At 69.5% G+C, this 14,533-nt stretch carries 13 protein-coding genes; 7 read left to right on the forward strand and 6 right to left on the reverse strand.

What is annotated here, in order from left to right:
• The first annotated feature begins 35 nt into the window (after positions 1-35).
• Together mmsA and mmsB are read left to right on the forward strand one after the other, a co-directional pair.
• Positions 36-1,589: a multiple monosaccharide ABC transporter ATP-binding protein gene (gene mmsA, locus ITJ50_RS13680; RefSeq protein ID WP_042540350.1), complete on the forward strand. Its 1,554-nt coding sequence runs from the start codon at positions 36-38 to the stop codon at positions 1,587-1,589.
• Entirely contained in the window at positions 1,576-2,757 is a 1,182-nt protein-coding gene (gene mmsB, locus ITJ50_RS13685; RefSeq protein ID WP_017888387.1) for a multiple monosaccharide ABC transporter permease, read from the forward strand. Before mmsA ends, mmsB begins: the two co-directional genes overlap by 14 nt.
• 81 nt (positions 2,758-2,838) lie before the next feature.
• Here the strand turns inward: mmsB and ITJ50_RS13690 are convergent, their stop codons facing one another.
• Positions 2,839-4,179 carry an alpha-amylase family glycosyl hydrolase gene (locus ITJ50_RS13690; RefSeq protein WP_262117882.1) on the reverse strand — a complete coding sequence of 447 codons (1,341 nt, stop codon included), beginning with the start codon at positions 4,177-4,179 and terminating at the stop codon, positions 2,839-2,841.
• 81 nt (positions 4,180-4,260) lie between these two features.
• Here ITJ50_RS13690 and ITJ50_RS13695 point away from each other — a divergent pair, with 81 nt between their 5' ends.
• Together ITJ50_RS13695 and ITJ50_RS13700 are read left to right on the forward strand one after the other, a co-directional pair.
• Positions 4,261-4,659, forward strand: a complete 399-nt coding sequence (locus ITJ50_RS13695) for a DUF3253 domain-containing protein (RefSeq protein ID WP_017888385.1) — start codon at positions 4,261-4,263, stop codon at positions 4,657-4,659.
• Positions 4,660-4,696: 37 nt separating this feature from the next.
• Complete coding sequence (locus tag ITJ50_RS13700; RefSeq protein ID WP_159556006.1) at positions 4,697-5,797, forward strand: SDR family oxidoreductase; 1,101 nt, start codon at positions 4,697-4,699, stop codon at positions 5,795-5,797.
• 16 nt (positions 5,798-5,813) lie between these two features.
• Here ITJ50_RS13700 and ITJ50_RS13705 read toward each other — a convergent pair whose 3' ends face one another.
• On the reverse strand, positions 5,814-6,887 hold the full coding sequence (locus tag ITJ50_RS13705) for a spore photoproduct lyase family protein (protein WP_194590707.1): 1,074 nt from the start codon (positions 6,885-6,887) through the stop codon (positions 5,814-5,816).
• 44 nt (positions 6,888-6,931) lie between these two features.
• On the opposite strand from ITJ50_RS13705, the gene ITJ50_RS13710 reads away from it, so the two are divergent.
• Positions 6,932-7,231 carry a biopolymer transporter Tol gene (locus tag ITJ50_RS13710; RefSeq protein WP_138804118.1) on the forward strand — a complete coding sequence of 100 codons (300 nt, stop codon included), beginning with the start codon at positions 6,932-6,934 and terminating at the stop codon, positions 7,229-7,231.
• 20 nt (positions 7,232-7,251) lie between these two features.
• Positions 7,252-7,692: a hypothetical protein gene (locus tag ITJ50_RS13715; RefSeq protein ID WP_194590708.1), complete on the forward strand. Its 441-nt coding sequence runs from the start codon at positions 7,252-7,254 to the stop codon at positions 7,690-7,692.
• A gap of 80 nt (positions 7,693-7,772) precedes the next feature.
• Here the strand turns inward: ITJ50_RS13715 and ITJ50_RS13720 are convergent, their stop codons facing one another.
• The 4 genes from ITJ50_RS13720 to ITJ50_RS13735 form a co-directional block, all read right to left on the reverse strand.
• Entirely contained in the window at positions 7,773-9,602 is a 1,830-nt protein-coding gene (locus ITJ50_RS13720; RefSeq protein ID WP_194590709.1) for a glycoside hydrolase family 35 protein, read from the reverse strand.
• Between the two features lie 87 nt (positions 9,603-9,689).
• Complete coding sequence (locus ITJ50_RS13725; RefSeq protein WP_017888380.1) at positions 9,690-11,024, reverse strand: ABC transporter substrate-binding protein; 1,335 nt, start codon at positions 11,022-11,024, stop codon at positions 9,690-9,692.
• A 97-nt stretch (positions 11,025-11,121) separates the two neighbouring features.
• Positions 11,122-12,093, reverse strand: coding sequence for a carbohydrate ABC transporter permease (locus tag ITJ50_RS13730; protein ID WP_194590710.1), 972 nt, complete (start codon positions 12,091-12,093; stop codon positions 11,122-11,124).
• On the reverse strand, positions 12,090-13,034 hold the full coding sequence (locus ITJ50_RS13735; protein WP_017888378.1) for a carbohydrate ABC transporter permease: 945 nt from the start codon (positions 13,032-13,034) through the stop codon (positions 12,090-12,092). The genes ITJ50_RS13730 and ITJ50_RS13735 overlap by 4 nt, the downstream gene beginning before the upstream one ends.
• A 196-nt stretch (positions 13,035-13,230) precedes the next feature.
• Between ITJ50_RS13735 and ITJ50_RS13740 the strand changes: the two genes are divergently transcribed.
• Positions 13,231-14,256 carry a LacI family DNA-binding transcriptional regulator gene (locus tag ITJ50_RS13740; RefSeq protein ID WP_031260382.1) on the forward strand — a complete coding sequence of 342 codons (1,026 nt, stop codon included), beginning with the start codon at positions 13,231-13,233 and terminating at the stop codon, positions 14,254-14,256.
• Positions 14,257-14,533 lie beyond the last annotated feature (277 nt).

The raw sequence follows: 14,533 nt of genomic DNA on the forward strand, positions 1-14,533 counted from the left end.
GCGCGCACGCGCGCGCACGACGGAAAGGCGTCCACATGGCGGACACCATCCTCGAGATGCGGGACATCACCAAGACGTTCCCCGGCGTCAAGGCCCTGCAGGGGGTCACGATCGAGGTCGAGCGCGGCCAGGTCCACGCGATCTGCGGCGAGAACGGCGCAGGCAAGTCGACCCTGATGAAGGTGCTGTCGGGGGTCTACCCGGCCGGCTCCTTCGACGGCGAGATCCTGCTCGACGGCGAACCCGTGCGGTTCGCCAACATCAACGACTCCGAGGCCGCCGGCGTCGTCATCATCCACCAGGAGCTGGCCCTCAGCCCCTTCCTGTCGATCGCTGAGAACATCTTCCTCGGCAACGAGCAGTCCAAGGGCGGCTTCATCGACTGGAACAAGACGAACCTGACGGCAGCCGAGCTGCTGGGGCGCGTCGGGCTGAAGGACAACCCCGTGACCAAGGTCGTCGACCTCGGTGTCGGCAAGCAGCAGCTCGTCGAGATCGCGAAGGCGCTCTCGAAGGAGGTGAAGCTCCTCATCCTCGACGAGCCCACCGCCGCGCTGAACGACGACGACTCCGCGCACCTGCTCGAGCTCATCCGCTCGCTGCAGGCCGAGGGCATGACGGCGATCATCATCAGCCACAAGCTCAACGAGATCAAGGCGATCGCGGACAAGGTCACGATCATCCGTGACGGCAAGACCATCGAGACGCTCGACATGCGCGCCGACGATGTGTCCGAGGACCGCATCATCCGCGGGATGGTCGGCCGCGACCTGTCGAACCGGTACCCCGAGCGCGAGCACCCCGTCATCGGCGAGGAACTGCTGCGCATCGAGGACTGGACCGTCCACCACCAGCTCGACTCGTCGCGCGAGATCATCCACCGGGCCAACCTGAACGTCCGGGCCGGCGAGGTCGTCGGCATCGCCGGGCTGATGGGTGCCGGCCGCACCGAACTCGCGATGAGCGTCTTCGGCCAGTCGTACGGCACCGGCATCAGCGGCACCGTCTACAAGCGCGGAACGCCGATCAAGACGCACACCGTCTCGCAGGCGATCGACAACGGCATCGCCTACGTCACCGAGGACCGCAAGCGCTACGGCCTGAACCTGATCGACGACATCAAGCGGAACATCTCCGGGTCGGCGCTCGGCAAGCTCGCGAACTGGGGGTTCGTGAACTCCTCGGAGGAGACCACGGTCGCGAGCCAGTTCCTCAAGAGCCTCAACATCAAGGCGCCGAACGTCGACGTCGTGACGGGGAAGCTCTCCGGCGGGAACCAGCAGAAGGTCGTCCTGTCGAAGTGGATGTACGCCGACCCCGACGTGCTCATCCTCGACGAGCCCACCCGCGGCATCGACGTCGGCGCGAAGTACGAGATCTACACGATCATCAACCAGCTCGCCGACCAGGGGAAGGCGGTCATCGTGATCTCCTCCGAGCTCCCCGAACTGCTCGGCATCTGCGACCGCATCTACACGCTCTCCGAGGGCACCATCACGGCCGACGTCCCGCGCTCCGAGGCGACGCCCGAGGTCCTCATGCAGTACATGACCCAGGAACGGGAGACCCCTGTCAATGAACGCGCTTAAGTCCGCCGTCGGCTACCTCACCGGGCAGCTCCGACAGATCGGCCTGTTCATCGCGCTGATCGTCATCGTCATCTTCTTCCAGGTGACCACGAACGGCATCACGCTGGCCCCGATCAACGTGTCGAACCTGATCGTCCAGAACAGCTACATCCTCATCCTGGCCATCGGCATGGTGATGGTCATCATCGCCGGGCACATCGACCTGTCGGTCGGTTCGGTGGTCGCCTTCACCGGTGCCATGGCCGGCGTGATGATCACGCAGTGGAACATCCCGTGGCCCATCGCGGTCGTGCTCTGCCTGGTCGTCGGTGCCCTCGTCGGTGCCTGGCAGGGCTTCTGGATCGCCTACTTCGGGATCCCGGCGTTCATCGTGACGCTGGCGGGCATGCTCGCCTTCCGCGGCGCGGCCCAGATCGTGCTGCAGAACCAGCAGATCTCGCCGTTCCCGACCGGCTTCCGCTCGCTCGGCTCCGGCTTCCTGCCGTCCTTCGGCACCACCGGGTACGAGCCGCTCACGATGATCCTCGGCTTCGCCGCCGCGGCCGTCATGGTGATCGCAGCGTTCCGCGGTCGCATCACGCGTCGCAAGTACCAGCTCGAGAGCGAGCCGTTCGCCTGGTTCATCGTGAAGACGGCCTTCGGCGCCGTGCTCGTGATCTACGTGGCACTCCTGCTCGCCAGCTACAACGGCACCCCGATCGTGCTCGTCGTGCTCGGTGCGCTCGTGGTGATCTACTCGGTCGTCATGCGGAGCGCCGTGTTCGGCCGCCACATCTACGCGATCGGTGGCAACGCGCTGGCCGCGCAGCTGTCGGGTGTGAAGACGAAGCGGGTCACGTTCCTGCTCTTCGTCAACATGGGTGTCATCTCGGCCCTGGCGGGCGTGGTCTTCACCGGGCAGCTCAACCTGGCGGCTCCGGGCGCCGGCAACGGCTTCGAGCTCGACGCCATCGCCGCCGTGTTCATCGGTGGCGCTGCGGTCACCGGCGGCATCGGCACCGTGCCGGGCGCCATCGTCGGTGGTCTCATCATCGGCCTGCTGAACAACGGCATGTCGATCCTCGGTGTCGGCACCGAGTTCCAGTCCCTGATCAAGGGTCTGGTGCTGCTCGCCGCCGTCGCGTTCGACGTGTTCAACAAGCGCCGGGCGGCGTCCGCCCGCAAGTAGGGAGCGTTCGTTCGCGTTCGCTCGCGTTCGCTTGGTGCGCAGAAACGGTCGGGTCCTCGATGGGGACCCGACCGTTTCTGCTCACGAACGCGACAGGACGGCCCACCCCCCGGCCGGGAGGCGCAGGGTCCCGTCCCCGACATCGGCCCCGCCCGCCTCGACCTGCGTCGCGTCGGCCACGGGCACGTCGACGGGGTCGTCCGACAGGTTCAGGGCGGTCACCACGGCGGCGTCCGCCGTCGCGGTGCGCAGCACCACGGCGGTGTTGGTCAGGTGCACGACGTCGGTGTGTGCCCGGTGCAGCCACGGGTTCCGGCGGCGCAGGGCGATGAGCGCCTCGTACGCGTGCGTCAGGTCCGTCGGCGCGGGCACCTCGGCCGGGAACACCGGGCGGACAGCATCGTCGCCGCCCTCGCGTTCCTCCTTCACACCGGTCCAGCCGTACTCGTCACCGGCGTAGACCACCGGCGTCCCCGCGACCGTGAACAGCACCGCGGCGGCGTGCCCGGCGAACCGCTCCCCCACCGCGCTCGCGATCCGGGTCACGTCGTGGTTGCCGACGAACGTGGTCGGGGCGAAGGTGGCGAGCAGGGCGTCGTGCCGCTCGATCGCGTGCGCGAGCTCGTGGCCGTTGCCGTCCGCGATGCCGTGCCAGATCCCCTGCCACAGCTCGTACTGGGTGAGCGAGTCCATCGTCGAGTCGCGTGCGATCGCCGCCGCGTCGCCGTGGATGACCTCACCGCTGAACCAGGCGTCCGGGAACCGCTCCCGCACCCGTGGCAGCACCCGTGCCCAGAACGCCGGCGGCACCGCGTACGCCGCGTCGAGCCGCCAGCCGTCGATCCCCCGCTCCAACCAGTGCGTCATGACCTGCACCACGAGGTCCTCGGTGGCGCGGCTGTCGTGGTCGAGAGCGACGAGGATGTCGTGCCCCTCGAACAGCCCGACGGGCACGGGCCGTCCCGGCTGCCAGCCGGACCAGTCGATGGCGAACAGGTCGGCGGTCGGTGCCTCGGGGCCCTGTTCCGACAACGCGGTGAAGGCCGGGTGCTCACGGCCGACGTGGTTGAACACCCCGTCCAGCAGGACCCGCACGCCACGCTCGTGCGCCGCGGTGACCAGACGGTCGAAGTCGGCGTCGTCGCCCAGGCGCGGGTCGATCCGGAAGTGGTCGACCGTGTCGTACCCGTGGGTCGAGCTCGCGAACACCGGGCCGAGCAACAGGCCGTTCAGACCGAGGTCGACGACGTGGTCGAGCCACCCGGTCAGGCGGTCGAGGCGGTGTTCGAGCGGACGCTCCCCCACCGGCGTGGTCGGCCGGACCTCGGCGCCGACGAAGCCGAGCGGGTAGACGTGCCACCACATCACGTGCTGGGCCCAGGCGGGCTCGGACGGACGGGTGGGGGCGGTGTCGGGGTTCACCGCTCCGATGCTGCCAGGTGCACCTGGGCCGGGTGCGTGGTCGCTGTGTACCCCCGCGGACGGCAGGACGAGGATGGGGTGATGGGACGGGCGATCAGGACGGAAGCCGATGCTTCGGCGTCGGAGTCGGCGCACGCCGAGCGGACCTGCGCCTCGTGCGGTCGGCGGATGCCGTCCTCGGCGGCACCGGAGGCGAAGTGGTGCTCGGGCGCCTGTCGCCGGCACGGTCTCGACGACACCGACCGGGCCCTCGAGCAGCGCATCGACGAACTGCTCGCAGCCCGGGCACGGACCTCGAGCATCTGCCCGTCCGAGGTCGCACGCTCGCTGGACCCGGACGACTGGCGACCGCTGATGGAGCCGGCACGGCGAGCCGCCCGGCGCATGGTCGCGCGCGGCGAGGTCGAGATCACCCAGGGCGGGTCCGTCGTCGACCCGTCGACCGCCAAGGGTCCGATCCGCATCCGCCGTCCGCGTTGAGGGAACACGTGTCGTCCAACGTGGGTTGCATCGAGGGATGACTGCAACCGGATCGACCGAACCGACCCCTGCCCGCCGCGAAGCCCTGGTCGTCGGAGCCAGTGGCATCACCGGTTCCGCCCTGGTGCGCCACCTGCTCGACCTCGGCTGGGACGTGACGGCGCTCTCCCGCCGACCGCTCGCCGAACAGGGCGTCCGGACCGTCGCGGCCGACTTGCGTGACCCCGAGAGCCTGGCGGCCGCACTCACCGACGAGCACCCGACCCACGTCTTCTTCACCGCCTGGCAGCGGCAGGACACCGAGGCGGAGAACATCCGCGTGAACGGCGGAATGGTCCGCGACCTGCTCGCGGCACTGTCGCACGCTCCGCTCGAGCACGTCGCCCTCGTCACCGGCCTGAAGCACTACCTCGGCCCGTTCGAGGCGTACGCCGCCGGCGAGATGCCCGACACCCCCTTCCACGAGGAGGAGCCGCGCCTCGACACCCCGAACTTCTACTACGCGCAAGAGGACGAACTCTTCGCAGCCGCGGAGCGCCAGGGGTTCACCTGGTCGGTGCACCGCTCCCACACCGTGATCGGGCACGCCGTCGGCAACGCCATGAACATGGGCCTCACACTCGCCGTGCAGGCCACGCTGGCGAAGGAACTCGACCTGGACTTCGTGTTCCCCGGCAGTGAGGCGCAGTGGAACGGCCTGACCGACATGACCGACGCCGGCATCCTCGCCGAGCACATGGTGTGGGCCTCGACGTCACCCGAGGGTGCGGACGAGCCGTTCAACATCGTCAACGGTGACGTCTTCCGCTGGCGTTGGATGTGGCCGCGCCTGGCCGCGCACCTCGGTGTCGACCCCGCGCGCGTGGTGGGCTACCAGGACGCTCCGCGACCGCTCGAGGAGCAGATGGCCCCGTACGAGTCCGAGTGGGCCGGCATCGCCGAGCGCCACGGTCTCGCCGAGGCCGACATCAACCGACTCGCTTCGTGGTGGCACACCGACGCCGACCTGGGCCGTGCGATGGAGGTCGTCACCGACATGGGCAAGAGCCGAGACGCCGGGTTCACAGCGTTCCGTCGGACCGAACAGGCGTTCGCGGACCTGTTCGCCCGCTACCGGGCCGACCGGCTCATCCCCTGATCGGGGAGGGCGCTGATCAGAAGGCGTACCGGATCCGGCACGACGGCAGGTGCTCGGCCACGAGCTCGCGGAAGCGCTCGACGAGCTGCCCCTTCATGCCGGACCGGTAACGCACGTTCACGGCACCGTTCTGGGACACCTTCTGCTCCTGCAGGTCCGGACGCCACAGCAGGTCCTCGGCCTTGGGATGCCACCCGAGGTTGACCTCGTGCAAGGGCTGGTTGTGGGTCAGGAAGATCACCTCGGCAGCGAGCTGCTCCTTGGCGGCCGGGGACAGCACGTCGTCGACCTGCCGGAGCAGCTCGGCCCAGTCCGACTCCCACGTCGGCGTGAGGATGACCGGCGAGAAGTTCAGGTGGACCTCGTACCCGGCGTCGACGAAGTCGTTCACCGCGGCGATCCGCTCGGCGATCGGACTCGTGCGGATGTCGGTGACCTTCGCGGTCTCGTGCGGCATCAGTGAGAAGCGGATTCGGGTCCGGCCCATCGGGTCCCAGTCGAGCAGGTCGCGGTTGACGTACTTCGTGGCGAACGAGGCCTTGGCCGTCGGGGTCATCCGGAACAGGTCGCAGAGGTCGCGGACGTTGTCGCTGATCATCGCGTCGACCGAGCAGTCGCTGTTCTCGCCGATGTCGTAGACCCAGGCTTCCGGGTCGCACTGGTTCGGTTCGGTCTTCGGCCCCTGCTTGGCGATGTTCCGAGCCACGTGCTTGGTGATCTGGTCGATGTTCGCGAACACCGTCACGGGGTTGCTGTAGCCCTTGCGACGCGGCACGTAGCAGTAGGCGCACGCCATCGCGCAGCCGTTCGCGGTGGACGGTGCGATGAAGTCGGCGGAGCGACCGTTCGGCCGGGTCACCAGCGACTTCTTCACACCGAGCACGAGCGCCTCGGTCTTGATCCGCACCCAGCGCTGGACGTTCCGTTCGTCGCCGTGCACCTCGGGGATGTTCCAGTGCGACTCGACCGGGACGATCTCGACATCCGGCCAGCGCCCGACGATCTCCTGCCCGCGCTGCAGTTCGAGGGCGGCCGGCTCGGCGTAGATGCGTCGGACGTCGAGCATCGGGCGGACGCGTTCGTGGCTCATCGGATCCTGTCTACCCGGCACCGCCGACGGTGCAGACTCGGACCATGACCGCCGAACCCGACGACCACTTCTTCGTCGTGGACGGCCGACGCTGGCGCCGCACCGACCCCGCCCTGCCCGAGGAGCTCGCCGCCGCACTCCGCTCCCACCTGGGGCGCGGGCGCAACGCCGTGAAGACCGCGAAGCGCGAGGGCGACGACGAGGCCCTGGCGGCGGCGCGGCACCGGAACGGCGTGGCCAAGCACGGCCTGGGCGAACGCGGCCCCGAGTGGTGGAGCCGCCCAGAGGCCGACCGGATCGCCGATGCCGAGCAGGCCCTCGCCGACCTGGACACTCTGCCGTGACGACGATCCGTCCACCGCGCTTGGATCGCATCCTGAACCTCATCGTGTTCGGCCCGGTGATGATCGGGACGGGAGTCGCACTCGCGGGCGTGGCCTTCGTACCCGGAGCATCGGCGCGGGTGTTCGTCTTCGTCCTCGGTGTCGCCTTCATCGCCGGCGGGACCTGGGCCACGGCCAGGCTCCGACGCGTCGCCGTGCACCTGTGCGACGACACCCTCCGGTACTCCGGCTTCCTCTCGTCGTGGACCGCACCGCGTGCGGGGATCACCGCGGTGCTCGACGACGCGTTCGTCGAGTGGCGCGACGATCACGGGGCCGAACACCGACGGCAGATCTGGCTGCTGACCCGGGCACGGGAGGACGACGGCACGAGGTTCGCTTCGCTCTGGCGGTGGCGACGCGAGGCACTCCTCGAAGTTCGAGCGTGGGCGGCGGCTCGCGAGGTCCGAAACGTCCCATGACGCCCGCGATGGGGAGCAGAATCGGGCGTACCTGGTCGAAACTTCTGACCAGGTACGCCCGATTCGACCAGGCGGCGCGACTAGGCCTCGGTGTGGCCCAGGTCGGGCTCGACGAGCAGGCACGCGGTACGGGAAGCGGCGGCGTGCAGCTCGAGCACGACGAGCTCGTTGCGACCGTGGCGGAGCACCGGCCCCGGGATCGCAAGGGTCCGCTGCGGGCCCCGCGACCAGTACCGACCGAGGCAGAACCCGTTGACCCAGGCGACACCCTTCCGGAACCCGTCGAGCGACAGGTACCGGTCGTCCACGGTGTCGAGGTCGAACGAGCCAGCTGCGAACGTCGGTCCGGCGAGCACGTCACCACCGGAGGCAGCGGCTTCGGCCAGTGCGGTGACGGCTGCCGGCGCGATCGGGTCGAGTGCGAGCGGGGACGCCGTCCAGCGGGCCACCGGGACGCCGTCGATCGAGACGCCCCCGATCAAGCCCTTCGGCTCACCGATGCGGACGCCGTAGTCGACCCGGCCCTGGTCCTCGACGAGGAGTTCGAGCGTGCCGGTCACCGGCGGCAGGGTGATGGCCCGGTCGTGGTGCTCGCGCTCCAGGACCCCGACGACGACACCGTCGGCCGACACGATCGCACGGTCACGCACCTCGGTGCCGACGGTCAGCACCCCTCCGGCGGGCAGGTCGGCCTCGGCGCGGTAGACGACGAAGCCGCTCGCGGCTCCGAGGGCGTCGAAGGTCGGCGGCTCGTCGTGCGCGGACCACGTCGTGAGCGTGGGCAGCAGGGAACGGAGCGACGCGACGCGGTCCAGACGGACGGCGAGGTCCGTGGCGGGGGTGATCCGGGCCTCCAGGCCGTCGCCGGACGCGGCCACGGGACCGAGGCGACCCGACCCACCCGGCTCCATCGCTGCGGGCAGCGGCGGCACGGGCGCGTAGCGCTCGATGACCGAGCGGAACGCGTGGAACTTCGACGTCGGTCGGCCGGCCTCGTCGAGCGGGGCGTCGTAGTCGTACGACGTCGCGATCGGACGGTAGACGCCCTTGTCGTTCGCGCCGTTCGTGAAGCCGAAGTTCGTGCCGCCGTGGAACATGTAGATGTTCACCGAGCCGCCGGCGGCGAGCAGGACGTCCAGGTCCTCGGCACTGGCGGACGCCGGCGTGGTGTGGTGGTGCTCGCCCCAGCTGTCGAACCAGCCGTCCCAGAACTCCGAGCACATCAGGGGGCCGGTGGGCTGGGCCTGCCGCAGGCACTCGAGCCGGGCGGCGGAGCGGGAGCCGAACGAACCGGTCTTGTGCAGTGAGGGCAGCGAGCCGTCCTCGAGCATGGTGCCCATCGGCTGGTCGACGCTCGTGAAGGGGACGGTCAGCCCGATGTCGCGGTGCATCTGCTCCAGCGCGCGCAGGTACTCGGGGTCGGAGCCGTAGGCGCCGTACTCGTTCTCGACCTGCACCAGGACGATGGGCCCGCCCTGGTCGATCTGCCGCGGGACCAGCACGGGGGCCAGGTGCTGCAGGTACGTCTCGACCGCTGCGAGGAACCCGGGCTCGTTTCGGCGGACCCCCACGGAGCCGTCCGCGAACAACCAGTACGGCAGCCCGCCGTTGGTCCACTCGGCGCAGATGTAGGGGCCGGGGCGGACGATGGCGTGCATGCCCTCGGCCGCGACGAGGTCGAGGAAGCGGCCGAGGTCCAGGCCTCCGGACAGGTCGAACTCCCCCGGCGACGGCGCGTGCGCGTTCCACGCCACGTAGGTCTCGATGGTGTTGAGGCCCATCAGCTTGGCCTTGCGGATCCGGTCGGCCCACAGGTCGGGGTGCACGCGGAAGTAGTGGATCGCGCCGGACAGGACCCGGTGCGGCTCGCCGTCGAGCAGGAAGTCGGTGTCGCCGATGGCGAAGCGCATGGTGTGACCTTCTCATGGCCGGCCGGAGCCGGGCGTGGAGCGGGGCCGTGCGGACGTGTCCGCGCGGCCCCGCGGGGATACCGGGAACTACTTGGTCGAGACCGTGAAGCCCTGGTCCTTGCCGTACTTGGCGAGGGCCTTCTGCCAGGCCTGCAGGCCGGCGTCGAGCGAGGTGCCGTTCTCGTACGCCTGACCGACGGTGTCGGCGTAGACGCTGTTCGCGTACACCTGGTACGGCAGGTACGTGAAGTCGTTGTCCGAGGACTTCGACGCGTCGACGAGCACCTTGTTGATCTGCTGGCCGCCGAAGTAGGACGGCTTCTCGTCGAGGAAGGCCGACGAGTCCAGGTCAGCGGTGGTCGACGGGAAGCCGCCGGACTCCATGAAGACCTTCGTGGACTCCTTCGAGGAGTTCAGCCACTTGAGGAAGCCCGCGGCGAGTGCCGGGTTCTTCGACTGCTTCATGACGACCTCGGCGCTGCCGCCGTTGTTCGCGGTCTGGGCGGTGCCACCGTCGTAGGTCGGCATCGGGGCGACACGCCAGTCACCCGAGGCCTGGGCGACGCCGGACTCCAGGTTGCCGGGCATCCAGGCGCCGGTGATCAGCGTGGCGATCTCGCCGTTGCCGAGCTGCTTGTACCAGTCGTCGGTCCAACCGACCGTCTTCGACAGCAGGCCCTGCTCGACGAGCTCGTTCCAGGTGCTCGTCCACTTCTTCGAGCCCGCGTCCTGCAGGTTGATGGTCACCTTGTCACCGTCGGTGGTGAAGGGGGTGCCGCCGGCCTGGGCGATCATGCTCGTGGTGAAGCCGGCGTCGCCGGAGTCCGCGGCGATGTACGCCTTCGGGTCGGCCTGGTGCAGCTTCTTGGCTGCGGTGACGTACTCGTCCCACGTCTTCGGCACGGCGATGTCGTGCTTGTCGAAGACCTTCTTGTTGTAGAACAGCGCCATGGGGCCGGAGTCCTGCGGCAGGCCGTAGACCTTGCCGTCGATCGACACCGAGCTCCAGGTGCTCTTCGCGAAGTCCTTCTCGAGCGAGTCGAAGCCGTAGCTCGACAGGTCGAGGAGCGACTCGGACAGGGCGAACTGCGGCAGGGCGTAGTACTCGACCTGGGCGACGTCGGGGGCACCCGAGCCGGCCTTGATCGTGTTCTGCAGCTTCGTGTACTGGTCGGCGCCGGTGCCGGCGTTGACGAGCTTGACCTTCACCTTCGGGTACTGCTTCTCGAACGCGGCGACCTGGGCCTTCGCCGACGGGGTCCACGACCAGTAGGTCAGGGTGCCACCGTCCTTCAGGGCCTTGTCGATGTCGTCGGCCGAACCGCCGGAGCCGGAGCTGCCGGAGGCGCACGCGGCGAGGGCGATCGCGGCGGTGACGCCGATGGCGAGGGCGCTGAGCCCGCGCCGGAGACGCTTGTTCATGGGAGTGCCTTTCACTTCTTCGTGGAGGGGGTGGTGCTGCTGTGTGCCGGACCGGGCGGCGCGTGGCGGGGTCGCCGTACGCCTGGTGTCCGAGGGGTCAGGCCTTGACCGACCCGGCTGCGAGGCCGGACTGCCAGAAGCGCTGGAGGAAGAGGAACGCGACCACGATCGGGATGATCGTGAGGAGCGATCCCGTGACGACGAGGTTGTAGATCGGCTGCGCGCCGGACCCGGTGGCCTGCGCGTTCCACTGGTTCAGGCCGACCGTCAGTGGGTACCACTTCGGGTCGCTCAGCATGATGAGCGGCAGGAAGTAGTTGTTCCAGGTCGCGACGACGGCGAACAGCAGGACCGTGACGACACCGGGAGCGAGCAGGCGGAGCGCGATGGTGAAGAAGATCCGGAACTCGCCGGCACCGTCCATGCGGGCGGCTTCGAGCAGTTCGGCGGGGATCGCGTCGACCGCGTAGGTCCAGATCAGGTACATGCCGAACGGGCTGATCAGCGAGGGCAGGATGATCGACCACGGGGTGTTCGTCAGGCCCACCTGCGAGAAGAGCAGGAAGGTCGGGACGGCCAGTGCCGTGCCGGGGACCGCGATGGCGCCGAGGACGACGGCGAAGACCGCACGGCGCCCCGGGAACTGGAACTTCGACATGCCGTAGCCCGCCACCGTGGCGAGCAGGGTGGCCCCGCCGGCGCCGACGACCACGTAGAGCAGCGTGTTGCCGAACCACTGCAGGAAGATGCCGTCGTTGTACGTCACCGTGTCGACGATGTTCTGCCAGAGGTTGAAGTCCCCGCCGAACCACAGACCGAAGGTGGAGAGCAGCGACGACTGCGTCTTCGTGCTGTTCACGAGCAGGTAGAACAGCGGCGCGAACGAGTACACGACGAAGACGACCATGACCGCGGTCAGCAGGCCGGAACGCTTCGGCTTGCGTCCGCCTTCCGCGGTGCGGAGCTGCCGGGAGGCGCGGATCGAGCGGGTGCGCGGCGCGCGTTGCGTCGTGGTCGCCTCGGTCACCGTGGCCGCTGCGGGCCCGGCGGGGTGCTGGATGGTGCTCATCGGTTCTCCTCGCGGGTGCCGCGGACCTGGACGACGTAGGCGATCACCGCGGTGATCACGCCCATCACGATCGCGACCGTGGCGGAGTAGTTGAACTGCTGGCCGCTGAAGGACAGCGAGTAGGCGTACATGTTCGGGGTGAAGGCGCTGCCGATGACGTTCGGGGCGAGCGTCTTGAGCAGGTTCGGCTCGTTGAAGAGCTGGAAGCTGCCGATGATCGAGAAGATCGTGGCGATGACCATCGGGCCGCGGAGCGCCGGGAGCTTGATCGAGAGGACCGTGCGCATCGGGCCGGCGCCGTCGAGCTCCGCCGCCTCGTACAGCTCACCGGGGACGGTGCGGAGTGCGGCGTAGAAGATCAGCATGTTGTAGCCGAGGAACTCCCACGTGACCACGTTGCCGATCGACGTCAGGACCCAGCTCGGGCTGAACGGCTGCAGCAGGTCGATGCCGAGCGCGTCGTTCGCGGCGCCGGTCAGACCGAACTGGTTGCCGTAGATGAAGCCCCAGATCAGGGCTGCGACGACACCGGGGACCGCGTAGGGCAGGAACACCGCGATGCGGAAGAAGCTCGTCCCCCACAGTCGGGCGCTGTCGAGGGCCAGGGCGGCGACGAGCGCGAGGCCGAGCATGATCGGCACCTGGACGACCAGGAAGATCGCGACCCGACCGAGCCCGGACCAGAACTTGGCGTCCTGGAAGAGCTGCACGTAGTTGGCGAACCAGACGAACTGGTTGCCGCCGATGAGCTGGTCGCGGAACAGGCTGAGCCAGAGCGCGTACCCGATCGGCACGATGAGCATCAGGACCAGGACGACGACGAACGGGCCGACGAACAGCCATCCGGTGAACCGTCCCCGCGGCTTGGGGCGGCGGCCGGCGGGGCGCTCGGCGGTGGGGCGCGGTGCTGCCTCACCGGGGCGCGCTGCGAGCGTGCTCATGTGACTCCTTCGTCTGCTGCGTTCGGGTGGTCGATGTCGGCGGCTCGGCCCGGGCCGGATCAGGGGGTCCGGGCGGTCACCGATGTTGACGTCAACATCGAACGTCGCGACGATAGCATGGCAACGTCAACATGCGCTAGCGTCCGGGGAGGCCGACCGTTCGGCCCCTCGATCCGGAAGGAGCGCCAGCGTGACGATGGAGTCCCCCGCCGGCACCCGCCGCGCCCCCTCGATGGCCGCCGTCGCCGACGCCGCGGGGGTCTCGATGCAGACCGTCTCGCGGGTCGCCCGCGGCTTCGACAACGTCAGCCCGGAGACCCGCGACCGCGTCCAGCGCGCGATGGAGTCCCTCGGCTACCGGCCGAACCGTGCCGCCCGCGCCCTGCGCTCGGGCCGCTTCCGCACCATCGGCGTGATCATGTTCACGCTCGCGTCCTTCGGCAACATGCGCACGCTCGAGGCCATCGCCGACGCCGCCGGGGTCGCCGACTTCACGATCACCCTGCTGCCCATGGCCTCGCGCACCGAGGCGGGCGTCCGGTCCGCCTTCTCACGCCTGCACGAACAGGCCGTCGACGGCGTCGTGATCATCATCGAGTCGCACATCATCGACACCGCCGAGGTCGTGCTGCCCGACGGCGTCCCCATGGTGATCGTCGACTCCACGGGCAGCACGGACCACCCCGCGATCGACACCGACCAGGCAGACGGCGCCCGGCAGGCCACGCAGCACCTGCTCGACCTGGGCCACGAGACCGTCTGGCACGTCGCCGGTCCGGATTCGTCGTACTCGGCGGCCCGTCGCCTCGCCGCGTGGCAGGACACCCTGTCGCGCGCCGGCCGCCCCGTCCCCCCGGTGTTCCGCGGTGGCTGGACGACCGAGCACGGGTACGAGGCCGGGCTCGAGATCGCCGCACGGCCGGAGATCACCGCGGTGTTCGCCGCGAACGACCAGACTGCCCTCGGTGTCCTGCGCGCCGCACACGAGTCCGGACGCCCGGTGCCGTCGTCGCTCAGCGTGGTGGGGTTCGACGACTCCCCCGAGTCCGACTCGTTCTGGCCGCCGCTGACCACCGTGCACCAGTCCTTCGACGAGGTCGGCCGCCGAGCGGTCGCCACGCTGCTCGCCCAGATCGACGGCGAGCGGGTCAGCGTCGCGTCCGACCTGGTGCCGGTGCGGCTCGTCGAGCGCGCGAGCACGGCGGCACCGCCGGCGCGCTGACGCGGCGCGCTCGTGCCGAGACTCGGCCCCGCGGACAGGCTGCGCCGTCCGCGTGCCGCGCTCTGTCCGCTCAGACGAGACTCGGTCGTGGTCTCGCCGCACGCCGGACGGGAGGCTCGGTGCCAGGCCGCCACGGGCCTCCCGGCCGCCGCGTCCACGTACGCGGCCCGAGACTCGGCCATGCGGACAGGCTGCGCCATCCGCGTGCCGCGCTCTGTCCGCTCAGACGAGACTCGGCCGCGGCCCGCCGCGCGCCGCGCCCCCGCAACGAGCAGAG

This window comes from Curtobacterium sp. VKM Ac-2889 (genome assembly GCF_015350855.1).
Classification (GTDB): domain Bacteria; phylum Actinomycetota; class Actinomycetes; order Actinomycetales; family Microbacteriaceae; genus Curtobacterium; species Curtobacterium poinsettiae.

Excerpts from the sequence above, each read along its gene's own strand:
- mmsA (WP_042540350.1), top strand. The coding sequence starts at position 36 with ATGGCGGACACCATCCTCGAGATGCGGGACATCACCAAGACGTTCCCC.
- ITJ50_RS13740 (WP_031260382.1), top strand. The coding sequence starts at position 13,231 with ATGGAGTCCCCCGCCGGCACCCGCCGCGCCCCCTCGATGGCCGCCGTC.
- ITJ50_RS13700 (WP_159556006.1), top strand. The coding sequence starts at position 4,697 with ATGACTGCAACCGGATCGACCGAACCGACCCCTGCCCGCCGCGAAGCC.
- ITJ50_RS13720 (WP_194590709.1), bottom strand. The coding sequence starts at position 9,602 with ATGCGCTTCGCCATCGGCGACACCGACTTCCTGCTCGACGGCGAGCCG.
- mmsB (WP_017888387.1), top strand. The coding sequence starts at position 1,576 with ATGAACGCGCTTAAGTCCGCCGTCGGCTACCTCACCGGGCAGCTCCGA.
- ITJ50_RS13710 (WP_138804118.1), top strand. The coding sequence starts at position 6,932 with ATGACCGCCGAACCCGACGACCACTTCTTCGTCGTGGACGGCCGACGC.
- ITJ50_RS13705 (WP_194590707.1), bottom strand. The coding sequence starts at position 6,887 with ATGAGCCACGAACGCGTCCGCCCGATGCTCGACGTCCGACGCATCTAC.
- ITJ50_RS13695 (WP_017888385.1), top strand. The coding sequence starts at position 4,261 with ATGGGACGGGCGATCAGGACGGAAGCCGATGCTTCGGCGTCGGAGTCG.
- ITJ50_RS13735 (WP_017888378.1), bottom strand. The coding sequence starts at position 13,034 with ATGAGCACGCTCGCAGCGCGCCCCGGTGAGGCAGCACCGCGCCCCACC.
- ITJ50_RS13725 (WP_017888380.1), bottom strand. The coding sequence starts at position 11,024 with ATGAACAAGCGTCTCCGGCGCGGGCTCAGCGCCCTCGCCATCGGCGTC.
- ITJ50_RS13730 (WP_194590710.1), bottom strand. The coding sequence starts at position 12,093 with ATGAGCACCATCCAGCACCCCGCCGGGCCCGCAGCGGCCACGGTGACC.